Here is a 12,925-nt window from a genome sequence, read left to right as displayed (position 1 = left end):
GAACGATCCGAGGCAGACCCTCCGTTTCGTTCCGTCTGAAAGTTAGTATTAATCCATTTTTACAGGCTCAATCACTTCGAATAAAAATGGATTACCGTTCAAATATTCTCTTATATATGCTTGGGCATATTTTTGTTCATCAATTAAACTGGCGGTTTCTCTTGGATCAGAGGCGTGATGACAATAATTCTCGATCATGAACATGATGAAAAAACATTCCAGATCCCGGGTATAGTCCGTTTCCAGCTTCCCACTACGCTCATAACCTTGGATAAGCTGCCATCGATGTTTAGGCCAAAGCTCCAGCATGGTGCCTGCCATATCGTAGAGAAAATATCCGTACCCACATCTTTCAAAATCAATTGGTGAAGGTTGATCATCGTTAAAAACCATATTACCGGTATGTAAATCAGCATGAATTAGTCCGTAGTTATGTTCAGTTGGACGCATAGTGGTAAGTTGGGATACAACCTTCTCCGCTGCATCTTGATACAGCTTCCATGCCTTTTCGGATAAAAAACGTTGATAGTAACGTTCCAACTTAGCAAGTTCACGTTTAAAGCTTTCTACTCCCCAAGCCGACCTTACAAAATCAGAAGGTGGATTGAAATCCTTAGCTGCTGCATGAAGCCTGCTTATCATTAATCCCATATTATACGCATGACTATCCGTAAATTCCCCTGTTGTTTTCTCACCCTCGATCCACCGCATCATCGTTACATAAGGCCGTCTATATCCCATTTCTGTTTCAATCTCCAAAACATAATTACCATCACAACTTGGTATCCCTTCGGATACATTTAGTTCTTTCGATTTGTTCAGTGCTTGTAACAGTAGGAGCTCCGAACGAATTTCCTCTCTGCTCAATCGGTCCGAATGAATGCGAAGCAAATAATGGTTAGCTGTACTGGTTTCAATTTTATACGTGATCGATTCAGATAGTCGAATAAACTCGATTTTATCCCATTCTAAGTCATACTGTTGGATTGCTGATAAAGCAACCTTCCTTGCTCTGATTAATAACGCTTGCCGTTCTTCATCCGTATCAAATATTAAAAAATCTTTCATTTGGTTTCCCCCTGCAGTTTTCATGAAGTGAACTTATCGACTTCTTGTATATTATTGTAACGATCGTAAAGGCTTAAAAATATGTAGTAAACAATTTAAACTATGCTATACACAAAAAAAGCCATATTCCTAATCAACAAAAAAAGAACGAGGCGTCATCAAGCGATGCCTCGTTCCATCTGAATGGGGTCTACTGAATGGAGAACACTTCTTTTTTCAACAATTCTTCAGGTTTTTGACCGATGGGATCGCTGTGGAAATAATCACGGATAACTCCATCCTCCAGATAGTTCGCAATAGATACCATGATCATGCCCTGATCCAGTGCCAAGTAAGCTTTGGCGATTTCTTTGGTCTCCAGATTAATGGAGTCATATAAGCCGTATTTGCCCATCATGTTTAACTTTTTCAATGTTTTGATGTTTTTGCGTGCCTCTTCAGGCGCATAATCCAGGGCAAGGAATGTTGCATGCGCGGTTACCGTTGCTCCGTCTTTGTAACCTGAGATGCCAAGCGGTGTCGCTGCGAACTCACTATATCCGTTAGGTGTTGCCGAGGGCGAGAATCCCCAGGCAGCATACCCTTTTTCTTTGGCATATTCGATTTGCAGTTCGACATGATGTTTATTATTCAGACCCAGCGCCTGAGTACCCAAGTCTTTTTCATTGATCACCAGACCCGGCATCAGTCCTTCAAACATACTGCCTCCCCAGCTAGGAACGAACTTTGTACCTTGATACTCATAACTTCCTTCGAAGACATCCACGCCATCATAATTCACCGTTATACCCTGTGGAATCTGAGACTGCCAGTCCCATTCAAGTGGCATTGTGCGGTACATCTTCCACCAATGCTCTTTCGGTACATCTCCTTTACCAATAGCAATATAACTTCCTACACGAGGTTCTGTATAGAATGACCCATAATGATGCTCAGTAAGTGCGCCTTTAGCGACATCATAGCCACCACGGAACTGACCTACCTCCGGATCGTACAACGTTGTGTAGTTCATTTGTTTAACGAGTGTGCTGGTTTGTGCATTTAATTCCGGATAAGCTTGTCCAACGACGATTAATCCTGCGGATAACCAGCCGTTGTCTACCTGAGATATAAATTGCCCCCAATCTTTTTTAACGGAACCATCGTCCGTGTTGTACCAGTTATAAAAGAGTCCGTTCCACTTATCCATCTTCTCCAGTGTGTTCAACGTTATTTTCATGCGGGATACGGCTTCTTTCTTCGAAAGCAGGCCCATTTGTTCCGCAGACACGGTACTCATCATGTACATCGCAATGTTTGTCGGTGAGGTACGCCTGGCTTCTTCCGTTCCCGTTTCCTTCATTCGAACTTCATCGTACGTCAACCCGGTTTTGGGATCGGTAAAATCTTTGAAGTACTTGTACGTTTTTTTGGCAACCGCTTTCAATTCTGGTTTGAAGCCTGGCGGCTTGCCTGAATCATGTGCAGATATGACAGGAGTGAAAGCTGTGCTGGCAAACAGAAAAAAAGTTAAAATAAGTCCTAACCTTTTTACAATGTTCATCTCTTTTCTCCCTCCAAAATGAATTCGAAACGTTTCGCATTTATGATATCATGAATGTCCATATTTGGTAAATAACAAAATGAAAACCCTTAATTTAAATAGTTGTATTTAGATTCGCTTTTTATTTTTCGACTCGAAACGTTTCATATGGAACGTGAATTCTTGAAGTATACAACTGCCCTCTTTCGTAATAACAATGCTTCGAGCCAGGTACATATATAAGCAAAATCTAAAAAAGCCGCTATAGTTAGCGGCTTCCATGAGACATACAATCGATGAGTTCAATCACGATACTCTAATCGAATTGTATTGGTTTGTATCGTGATTGTTTGCTTTAATGCTCAAACCATCCCATCATATTACAACACAACGGGCTTCATTCGCCCATCCGCTCCAAACTGAATCGGGTCAATACACACCTCACGGTGGTACCCTTTTCCCTCCGAGAATCGGGATAACGGTGTGACAAAACGATGGTAGGATATGTGATACTGATCTGTTTCAGAATCATGGAAAATACAATGATGTCCTGTACCAAGCATGTCTTTTTCTACATTTTTGCTTAAAACTGGGTAGTGATAAGTGACCGGACCGTAGAGGCTTTCCGACGTACCGTAATTGACATGATAATCCTCACTTCCCGTATCATCACAAGACCATGTGAAGTGGTACAGGCCATTCTTCTTTAACACCGTTACAGCCTCTCTGAAATCATGTAAACCTGCAAGGTTACGCATTGTTTCTTCATGAACAGTAATCATGTCGTCACCTAGCTCAACAATAGCAGCATCTCCGTTGCCAAACAGCAGATACATTTTGCCATCCTGCTCTGCATAGATTGAAGGATCAATAGCTTGCCCCATCGTAATCCCAAGACGTCTTAATTGATCCATAGTAATCAAAGGCTGAGGCTCCGCTCGGAATGGACCTGTTGGGGAATCGGCAACAGCGACACCAATAGCACTTTCCTGGTTAGGCATTTTGCCGCAGAAGTAATAGTAATATTTGTTGTTGCGGCTGGCAATCGCTGGTGCCCATGCATTCCCGATGGCCCAAGGCACATCATCCGTTGCCAGATCAAGAATGATCCCTTCATCCTGCCAATATTGCAGATCGCTGGAGGAAAACACCTTGAACTGTGTACCTGACCACCCATCAAAACCATCGGTAGTTGGATACATATAGTAGCGGTCGCCAAACTTCGCCACATCAGGGTCAGCATATTGACCAGCCAGTACTTGATGACTGTCTCCATACGCTGCGATCAGCCGGTTACATTCTTCCGCCGTGATTGGCAAAATGCCACCATGTCGCTTTTGGGTTTTTCCCATATCAAACTCATCGTCTGAAGCTATTCGGAAGTCACCGCTATCGAGATCGGTCGTCAACAGCGGTAGATAACCTTTTCCCTCTGCAAAACGATCCACAATCAGACACCACTCATCCCGGTCATTGAATTTAAATATCTGTGGCCCTTCAACACCCATCAGTGCTTCCAGCACAGGCGCATGGAGTGGAGTGAATGCATCCTTATCCAGAGAGTTCCCCTTTTCAACACGAATGTTTTTGGTTGTTTCGTCTTTGGAGTAGCGATAGTAAGAACCCGATGAAGCAAGAATGGTCGTATCAATGATGTGGTTTTCCCGCTCAATATACTTTACCGATGGAGTGAATGTACGGAAGTCTTTGGTGCGTGCGCTGTAAATCTTTTGTTTACGTTCAGATTCATCTGCATCTTGTGTGGCTGAGGCCCAGAATACAAGAAACTCATCAGCCGCTTCATCATAAACGGCTTCGGGTGCCCACACACAACCTGCTCCTTCAATACCAAGTGTAACTGTCCAAGGAGAAGACCAATCCATGAGATTACTGGATTCCCATACGACAATATCACGACTTCCTTCGTTTACAGCAACACCCCAGCCTTTGCCGTTCGCGATTCGCAGATCGGTTGCAATCAGATAAAACTTGTCCTCCTTGGCGGAGCGAATGAGAAACGGATCGCGTACACCCTGTTCCCCCAGCTTGGAGCGTAATACGGGATTGCCTCCATTTAGATCCTTCCAGTGTAAGCCATCTTCACTATATGAAAAATAAACCTGCTCACCATCGGGCTGCTCACCGATAAAATGCACAAAAAGATATCCTGCGTAATTTGTGTTTGTATTCAACAAGTTTAGTAGCCTCCTAAGTATGTATACTGAATTTAATTTGAAAGAAAGCGCTTAACCTAATATATATCATACTTCAAATCAGACTTTAGGAGTAGGGGAACTTCTTTATCTTCCTCATTTACCGTTGTGGTGTATTCGATTACAATGGTAGAGTTCTATCGTAATCTGAAGATAAAATGGAGGTCACCTTATGATGCAATCGATTATACATATCGCCTTAGTCGTTAACGATTATGATGAAGCGATCGAATTTTATACTCAAAAATTGAACTTCGCATTGCTTGAAGATACCTATCAACCTGAGCAGGATAAAAGATGGGTGGTGATCGCCCCTCCTGGTTCGATTGGTACAACCATATTACTCGCTCGAGCTTCCAAACCGGAGCAAGAGCCGTTTATCGGTAACCAGGCTGGCGGCCGCGTTTTCTTATTTCTGAATACCGATGACTTCTGGAGAGATTACAATGACATGGTGTCCAAAGGAATTGAGTTTGTACGAGAGCCAAAGCAACAAGATTATGGCATCGTTGCTGTATTTAAAGACCTTTATGGAAACCTGTGGGATTTGTTGCAAATGAATGAGGATCATCCAATCTCCAGACGTATGAAGTAATTTTTGGACTACTTATTATTAAGCCTCAGTAACAAATACCTACACGTGTGTTTATAAAGCGGCGGTCGCTGAGTTGACGATAGGTGAATTCAGCGGTATCTCCAACGGTAATTTCGGTGCCGCCCTCAGGTAAAATGTCACGCTCTACCCGGTAGTTGCCGCGAATATCCCCATCTGGCAAATACGTCGGACACACAATGGTCCACTCGAGAGAAGATCTTTTGAGCAACGTGTATACCTTTTTATGTTCTTCAGCCGCTCGGGTTGACTTACGTCTGGATTCACTGGACTGATATCGAAGCTTCTCCGGCTCGGTTCTGCTTTGCAAAATTCCGGCTGTGCCTACCGTAATGATTCGTTGTATGCCCTCGTGGGACATGGCATTCATGAGCAAAGGCATCGTTGTTGACAGAGTGGTTGTTCCATCCGTATTCAACGAGCTAATCACTGCATCAGCTCCATGTATGGCTTTTAGTAGATCTGTGGGTTCCAGTACGTTACCTTGAACAATGGTTAAACGTTCGTGTTGCGTGTTTATTTTCTCTGGTGTGCGAACCAGAGCAGTTACGTGATGACCGTCCTGAAGCGCGTATGTAACGATATGACTTCCGACACGTCCAGTAGCTCCAAGCACTAAAATATGCATAGAAAAACCTCCTGAAATAATGTTTACTATATGGTTTGCCGACATTTTACTCGTAAAACAATAGAATAACAAAAAAAACGCTATACGGGTACATAAAGTACGCCGCATAACGGTGTGGTTTCAAGGGGTCGTAACATTTTTGCTGAACTCCTCAATCTTCTCAGCAATTTCCTTAGGATGGGAGCGGTATAAGTAATGTCCTGCCTCCAGTAGAACCATCTCTCCTTGTGTAGAGTTCGCCATCTGTTTCTCATGCTCTGCAACCCATTCTTTTACGACAGGGTGATTCTTTTGAACAAAGAAAAGAACTGGTAAATCCGAAGGCCATGTAAGTTGTTTCGCTGCCTGGAAGTTGGAATACATGCTTACGGCCTCGTTTAATTGCGTGTTATTATACATATTTTTGCGTATTAAAATGTTTAATTGATCTCTGGTATCGTCATCATAAGAAAGCCCTTCATACGGATCATCACTAAGCTTCAACTGTACGCGGGCAAAACCAAGGTTACGAAACCATTTAATGGGCTCGATATCGGATGCTTCGACTTTTTGCTCACTAAGAGACGGAACACTGTGATCTAACCCAATGAATGCTTGTACCTCATCTGCATATCGGTTAACATAATCCAGGCTGTAGAGACCTGAGATGGAATGCGCCATCAGCGTATAACGTTTGATACCCAGGCTTTGTAAGGCGCTATGGATCTCATGTGTTATATTGGCCGAACTACGCTCTTTGTCAGTGGGGTCACTTAATCCGTAACCAAAAGGTTCAACGACTACGACCTTATAATGAGGACTTAGTTCGGATATGAGCGGTTTAAAATCAAGCGCAGGAGAAGCTGTCCCAAAACCAGGCAATATCACAATGGTTTCTTTCCCTTCGCCTTGTACAAATACGTTCATTTGTTTCCCATCGACAGATACCTGTTGACCATAGCGCTCCAATCGATTTTGTTCAGAATGACTGCTGACTTGGTTCACCGTAAATACAGTCGCGATGAATAATAAAATGATGAGGACGATGGAAACAATAATTTTTAGTAAAAGTCGAACAATCCGCTTTGCTTTGGAATGATGGCTTGCTTTTGTTTTTTTTGAATCTGACTTATTTGGTTGCATCAACCTTCTCAGCTCCTTCAGGCATATTTCTTTCTAGGGTTGTTATGTCTTCCTCTAAGCCAAGTGTACCCGACTTCAATGTCCTCAAAATGAATGCAATATGAACGGAACATGAACGCCATATCTCTTTCTTCAACCTGCCTTCGAAATCCTGTAACTAACATCCAGTTCAAAAAAGTGCAACGTAGTTCAAATAAGTGCAAGATCTATAAACACTTGCCATCCCAATCCTCTTCTCAATCCCTTTAAAGTAAAAAATCATACAGATTCTGGTCAATAACGTTTATATACCCTCCCCTTATTCTCCATTACAATATCTTCAAGTACAACATTCCTAAATATGACTTGAACTTGAGGGGGAACGTGAATGAACCAAAAGATGAAGTTGCTAGTCTTGTCGATGAGTATGTCCGCGCTGTTGATTACAGCTTGTAGTGACACGGGGAAAGGTAAAGCACAGACCGATGCGGACGATGACGGCACGGGTGCTGTCACCATTCATACGGTCACATCAGAGTACAGTTCAGCGAAATATCCCAAGGGCGATGATATCACCAATAATGTCTGGACTCGCCGGTATAAAGAGAAGTTAAACATTAACGTCAAGACGGACTGGGTTAGTGATGAATACGAAACCAAGCTCAATCTTGCCATCTCTTCTAATGAATTACCTGACGTCTTCCGTGTGAATCCTTCTCAGCTGCGCCAGTTGGTTGAAGCCGATATGGTTATGGATTTGACAGAAGCCTTTGAACAGCATGCCTCGGAACGTCTGAAAGGTTATATGAAAGCGGATGCAGATAGCTACGAATCAGGAAAGAAAGACGGTAAGCTCTACGGTATACCGCAGATGCACTGGGGGTTAATTGAACAGCCCGACTTTATCTGGGTACGGAACGACTGGAAAGAGGAGCTTAAACTGCAAGATCCGAAATCCGTAGACGATATCAAAAAGATGGCTCTTAAATTTATGGAAAAACACGGCGGATACGGCATTGCTGTGGATCAATCTCTCGATTACCTTAATCTGCTTGCGATCGCATGGAACGCGCATCCTGACATGTGGATTGACGACGGCACAGGCAAACTGACCTATGGTTCCATTCAACCTGAGATGAAAAATGCGCTTGCCGAGTGGGCGGAATGGTATAAGTTGGGCATTATTGATCCCGAATTCGCTATTAAAGACTTCAACGCGATGAATGCTGACATTGTCGCAGGTAAAGTGGGCATCCAGCCTTATTATCAGTGGTGGGGTTATAATCCGGGCGTAGATACCATTGCCAATCTGGGCAAAGACGCGATCTTTTATCCTTACCTCATTCCAACCGTGGATGGTAAGGAAGCGAAACAATCGATATTTTTTGCCAACAACAACTACATTGTTATGAAAAAGGATGCTGCCAATCCCCAGGCTGTGATCGAAATTCTGAATGACTATGCCTACATTGTAGATGAAGGCAACGGAAAGGAAACACCGGAGACACTGTCTGCCCTGCTGGACAATGATATTGCCCACGTTGTTGGCCCGTTCCGTGTACTCAATCCGAACTCGGATTATGAGCAGTTTGAAGCCGTGTCCAAAGCACTTGAAACCAAGGATACCAGTGGACTAACAACTTCAGGCATGTGGCAGAAATACAATAATAGCGTTGAATTCATCGAAAATGCAACACCAGGGGCAACTGGTGATTACTTGCAGCAGGGTGCTCCGAAAAATGCTTACGGTCTGGCGAAAAAAGTGCTCGACAGTGACAATTACATCAAAACCGCACTATGGGGTGTTACCCCTGAAGCTCTTTCCAGTTATGGAACAACACTGGATGATATTTTGACCGAAGGATTCACAAAAATCATTATGGGCAGTGAAAGCATCGATCACTTTGACGTGGTCGTTCAGAACTGGCGGGCAGCTGGCGGGGACAATGCCATTGAAGCAGTGAACGAAGCCTACGGAAAGTAGAGCATTTGTGGTATTGAATCTGGAGGGGATGAGCCTGTTCTCATCCCTTCTTTTTGATAACGAACGGAGGAAAAGCAATGCTGAAAAAATGGAAGCAACAAAGTCCTTATCACCTCATGTTGATCCCCAGCGTGGTGTTGGTGTTTATTTTTAGTTACATCCCTTTTTATGGACTGATTATTGCCTTTCAAAAATATAACCCCGGTCTCGGCTTTAACTCGCCGTGGGTCGGATGGGACAATTTCACACATGTATTCAATCAGCCTAACTTTGTGAGAACGATCTGGAACACCCTCTACATGTCCATATTTAAAATGATTGGCGGTATTGTTGTGCCTGTTGTTTTCGCTCTGCTGCTGAACGAAGTCCTGCATAACGGGATTAAACGCACGTTCCAGACCCTGGTCTATATCCCGAATTTCCTTTCATGGGTCATTATGGCGGGTATTATGCTGGATATTCTGAGTGCGGATGGCATCATAAATACCTTTCTGAGTTTGTTTGGTATCAAGCCGATCTCTTTTCTTGGCACCCCTTCAATCTTCCCATGGACAATGATTGTGAGTGACATCTGGAAGGGCTTCGGTTTTGGAACCGTTGTTTATCTGGCGGCATTAACGAGTATTGATCCGGGACTGTATGAAGCAGCGGTGATTGATGGAGCGAAGCGTTGGAAGCAAACGCTATATATCACCCTGCCGCTACTGATGCCAACGATTGTTTTGATGTCTGTGTTATCCCTTGGTAATGTGCTGAATGCCGGATTTGACCAGATTTACAACCTCTACTCTCCTGTCGTTTATCAGACCGGGGATATTATTGATACCTATGTGTACCGTCTTGGTATACAGCAGGCGCAATATTCCATTGCGACTGCCGTCGGATTGTTCAAATCCGTGATCTCCTGTATTTTGGTGGCTGTCTCTTATATCTTAGCTTACCGTGTTGCTGGTTACCGTATCTTCTAAGGGGGCAAATTCACATGATTTATGATAAAAGTATAAGCCGGCGCGTCTTTCTTATTATAAATTACATCATTCTGCTTACCATCTCGCTACTCTGTGTACTGCCATTTGTGAATCTGCTCGCCGTTTCCTTTAGCAGCAGTTCGGCGGTTTCGGCAGGCAGTGTTACGTTCTGGCCTGTCGAATTCACAACCAAAGCGTATGAATTTGCCTTATCTGGCGGCGCATTTTATTCCTCGCTATGGGTTGCCATCCAGCGCACGGTTCTGGGTACGCTTGTGAATCTGTTGTTGATTGTACTGACAGCCTATCCTCTCTCCAAAACAAAACAGAAAGTGATGGGACGCAATGTCTACATGGGATTTTTTATCGTTACGATGCTGTTTAGCGGCGGCTTGATCCCGACCTATCTCGTTGTGGTGAAAATGGGGCTGATTGATTCCATTTGGTCTCTCATTCTTCCAGGAGCTCTTCCCGTGTTCAGCATGATTATTCTCATGAACTTTATTCGGGGCTTGCCGGAGGAGATTGAAGAATCGGCTATCATTGACGGTGCAGGCCCTCTGCAGGTGTTGATCCGTATTATGCTGCCTCTTCTTAAACCAGCGCTCGCGACGGTTGGTTTGTTCAGCATTGTTGGTCACTGGAACTCTTGGTTTGACGGCATTATCTATATGAACAATCCAGCCAACTATCCGTTACAAAGCTATTTGCAGACGTTGCTTCAAAGTTTTGAGCAGATGATGCTAAAATCCGGATCTGATTATACGCAGCTCTTATCTATGATGAATGCCCGAACAGGGCGTGCAGCTCAGATGTTCCTCGGTGCGATACCGATTCTGCTGATCTATCCGTTCCTGCAGAAGTATTTTACCAAAGGACTGGTACTCGGCAGTGTTAAAGGATAATACAACATGAAGGTCAATTCATGTTTGATTTAGTTTACGTGTTCGTACAGAAACGGAAACAAAAATAAAAAAAGCAAAGAACTTGTAGACAACAGGCTACAGGTTCTTTGCTTTATAGACTGTTTACAGTCTTTTCTGGCATCCGACTATCCAATTTAGCTTCACTTGATCTCTGGTAAGCATGGGATAGCAGGCAGCAGAATCGTAAATGTTGTGCCATTTCCCAGCTGGCTTTTTACCTGGATCCCATAGGGTTGACCAAAATGGAGCTGAATCCGGCGCTGCACATTATAGAGGCCGATTCCTCGGCTTCCGCTTCCTGACTCATGCTTGTCCTCCATCAAACTGCGCAACATATGGTGATCCATTCCGGCTCCATTATCACAGACCTCAATACAAATATTGTTCTCCTGTGACACAATCCGGATCGTGATGATACCATCTTCTTCGATCTCGGCCAGACCGTGAAAGAAGGCGTTCTCCACAATGGGCTGCAGGATCATTTTGGGCATAACATAATTCAACAGCTTCTCTTCAATCTCATATTTCATCTGAATACTTCCGTAATATCGTGCATTTTGAATGGTAACATAATGAGCAATGTGATTTAATTCTTCACGAATCATGACGAGGCTTCCATCAGAATTTGTGGCATATCGGAGCATCGAGATGAGTGCATCGGTCATATCTACAATTTTGTCGGCCTGTTGCATGGAAGCGATCCATTTTACGGAACCTAAAGTGTTATACAGGAAGTGAGGGTTAATCTGATCGTGTAGTGCCCGCATCTCGGCTGCCGCCTTTTCAACCTCTTCCTGTTGCATCCGTTCCACCATTCGTTTCAATTCATGAGACATCCGGTTAAATCGGGTAGATAAATGACCAATCTCATCCCGGGAGCGGATATCCTGCACTTGCTCGAACTGCCCCTTTTCAACGAGACGAATGTTGTTTAGCAGTTTTTTGATGGGACGAGTGATGACATGAGACAGAAATATAGAGATGATAGCGGCAAAAAGAGACATGACTACAGCCAGCGTGACGAGATTTCGGCCTAGTATTTTACCATCGGCGGTCAGCTCTTCTAGGGGCATATAGACATACGTCGTCCATTTCTGTTGACTTAGTGGACTCTTAACCACCACGTTGGTTGCTTCGGATGGACGAACGTTATCCCGAAACAAGGTGCCAATTAACTGATCGTTGACGTTGTATACAATCTTTTCGTCCTCGTCGATGATCATGAATCTGGATCGAAGTCTTTCCTGCAAGTTACGGTTCACGATTTCGATAAACTTAATATCGATGCTGACCACCATCACACCAAGCAATTTACCGTTGGTTACATCATGAATTTTCCGTGCATGGGACACGGCGAGTACTTTATTTTCCAACTGCTTGTCCATCCGTGTAGTTAACGTGATCGTACGCTCATTGTCATGCATAAACTTTTTGAACCACAGCTCATTTCTCACGTTAAATGTTGGGTCGACTGGCTGATGTGGACTTACAAACAAGTCTTGTCCCCCGTTCATATTGTATAGATAGATGGAAAAGACACGATCCTTCATCATGATGTAATTCATTAGAATGTTATAAGCTGCAATTTCATTGCTTTCGTCACTTACACGCAGAAAATCCTGAATGGGAAAGCTTCCTTCATGGGTAGCAGATAAACTGTCACTAAGACCATTACTTGCAAGCAGCGTGATCTTTTCGATTTCTTTCAAAAACTCGTCAATGCGAATGTTCGTTTGTTTGGTCAAATCGCTAAGTAGTGTGTTGTAATTCTGTGATAATAACCGCTCGGAAGAATAGTACGAATTAATGGTCATCACAAAAACGGGGAAGATAATGACGATCATACATATGAACATAATCTTATATTTAATCTGAAAAGGCCGAGTATATTTCATCGATCAC

Annotated in this window: 10 protein-coding genes; 4 read left to right on the top strand and 6 right to left on the bottom strand. The window is 43.5% G+C overall.

What is annotated here, in order from left to right; all coding sequences use genetic code 11:
• Positions 1-48: 48 nt before the first annotated feature.
• The 3 genes from AC1VYS_RS14845 to AC1VYS_RS14835 all read right to left on the bottom strand — a co-directional run bounded on the left by AC1VYS_RS14845 (position 49) and on the right by AC1VYS_RS14835 (position 4,785).
• Entirely contained in the window at positions 49-1,068 is a 1,020-nt protein-coding gene (locus AC1VYS_RS14845) for a phosphotransferase enzyme family protein (protein WP_482910331.1), read from the bottom strand.
• A 190-nt stretch (positions 1,069-1,258) separates the two neighbouring features.
• Positions 1,259-2,611, bottom strand: a complete 1,353-nt coding sequence (locus AC1VYS_RS14840) for a glucoamylase family protein (RefSeq protein WP_482910330.1) — start codon at positions 2,609-2,611, stop codon at positions 1,259-1,261.
• 359 nt (positions 2,612-2,970) lie between these two features.
• Positions 2,971-4,785, bottom strand: coding sequence for a glycoside hydrolase family 43 protein (locus AC1VYS_RS14835; RefSeq protein ID WP_482910329.1), 1,815 nt, complete (start codon positions 4,783-4,785; stop codon positions 2,971-2,973).
• 190 nt (positions 4,786-4,975) lie between these two features.
• On the opposite strand from AC1VYS_RS14835, the gene AC1VYS_RS14830 reads away from it, so the two are divergent.
• Positions 4,976-5,398, top strand: a complete 423-nt coding sequence (locus AC1VYS_RS14830; RefSeq protein ID WP_482910328.1) for a VOC family protein — start codon at positions 4,976-4,978, stop codon at positions 5,396-5,398.
• A gap of 25 nt (positions 5,399-5,423) precedes the next feature.
• On the opposite strand, the gene AC1VYS_RS14825 is transcribed toward AC1VYS_RS14830, so the two are convergent.
• Both AC1VYS_RS14825 and AC1VYS_RS14820 read right to left on the bottom strand, forming a co-directional pair.
• Complete coding sequence (locus AC1VYS_RS14825) at positions 5,424-6,044, bottom strand: NAD(P)-dependent oxidoreductase (RefSeq protein ID WP_482910327.1); 621 nt, start codon at positions 6,042-6,044, stop codon at positions 5,424-5,426.
• A gap of 120 nt (positions 6,045-6,164) precedes the next feature.
• Positions 6,165-7,166: an alpha/beta fold hydrolase gene (locus AC1VYS_RS14820; RefSeq protein ID WP_482915004.1), complete on the bottom strand. Its 1,002-nt coding sequence runs from the start codon at positions 7,164-7,166 to the stop codon at positions 6,165-6,167.
• A gap of 367 nt (positions 7,167-7,533) precedes the next feature.
• Between AC1VYS_RS14820 and AC1VYS_RS14815 the strand changes: the two genes are divergently transcribed.
• The 3 genes from AC1VYS_RS14815 (at position 7,534) to AC1VYS_RS14805 (ending at position 11,002) form a co-directional block, all read left to right on the top strand.
• Positions 7,534-9,129, top strand: coding sequence for a type 2 periplasmic-binding domain-containing protein (locus tag AC1VYS_RS14815; RefSeq protein ID WP_482910326.1), 1,596 nt, complete (start codon positions 7,534-7,536; stop codon positions 9,127-9,129).
• Between the two features lie 77 nt (positions 9,130-9,206).
• Positions 9,207-10,097 carry an ABC transporter permease gene (locus tag AC1VYS_RS14810; protein WP_482910325.1) on the top strand — a complete coding sequence of 297 codons (891 nt, stop codon included), beginning with the start codon at positions 9,207-9,209 and terminating at the stop codon, positions 10,095-10,097.
• 14 nt (positions 10,098-10,111) lie between these two features.
• The gene (locus tag AC1VYS_RS14805; RefSeq protein WP_482910324.1) at positions 10,112-11,002 is read left to right on the top strand and encodes a carbohydrate ABC transporter permease; all 891 of its coding nucleotides are present in this window, start codon (positions 10,112-10,114) and stop codon (positions 11,000-11,002) included.
• 161 nt (positions 11,003-11,163) lie between these two features.
• Here AC1VYS_RS14805 and AC1VYS_RS14800 read toward each other — a convergent pair whose 3' ends face one another.
• Entirely contained in the window at positions 11,164-12,918 is a 1,755-nt protein-coding gene (locus AC1VYS_RS14800) for a cache domain-containing sensor histidine kinase (protein WP_482910323.1), read from the bottom strand.
• Positions 12,919-12,925: the final 7 nt, after the last annotated feature.

This window comes from Paenibacillus sp. G34 (assembly GCF_056856875.1).
Note: the sequence above shows the minus strand (reverse complement) of the source record. Positions and strands in the feature narration are given on the sequence as shown.

Excerpts from the sequence above, each read along its gene's own strand:
- AC1VYS_RS14845 (WP_482910331.1), bottom strand. The coding sequence starts at position 1,068 with ATGAAAGATTTTTTAATATTTGATACGGATGAAGAACGGCAAGCGTTA.
- AC1VYS_RS14840 (WP_482910330.1), bottom strand. The coding sequence starts at position 2,611 with ATGAACATTGTAAAAAGGTTAGGACTTATTTTAACTTTTTTTCTGTTT.
- AC1VYS_RS14830 (WP_482910328.1), top strand. The coding sequence starts at position 4,976 with ATGATGCAATCGATTATACATATCGCCTTAGTCGTTAACGATTATGAT.
- AC1VYS_RS14825 (WP_482910327.1), bottom strand. The coding sequence starts at position 6,044 with ATGCATATTTTAGTGCTTGGAGCTACTGGACGTGTCGGAAGTCATATC.
- AC1VYS_RS14820 (WP_482915004.1), bottom strand. The coding sequence starts at position 7,166 with ATGCAACCAAATAAGTCAGATTCAAAAAAAACAAAAGCAAGCCATCAT.
- AC1VYS_RS14815 (WP_482910326.1), top strand. The coding sequence starts at position 7,534 with ATGAACCAAAAGATGAAGTTGCTAGTCTTGTCGATGAGTATGTCCGCG.
- AC1VYS_RS14810 (WP_482910325.1), top strand. The coding sequence starts at position 9,207 with ATGCTGAAAAAATGGAAGCAACAAAGTCCTTATCACCTCATGTTGATC.
- AC1VYS_RS14805 (WP_482910324.1), top strand. The coding sequence starts at position 10,112 with ATGATTTATGATAAAAGTATAAGCCGGCGCGTCTTTCTTATTATAAAT.
- AC1VYS_RS14800 (WP_482910323.1), bottom strand. The coding sequence starts at position 12,918 with ATGAAATATACTCGGCCTTTTCAGATTAAATATAAGATTATGTTCATA.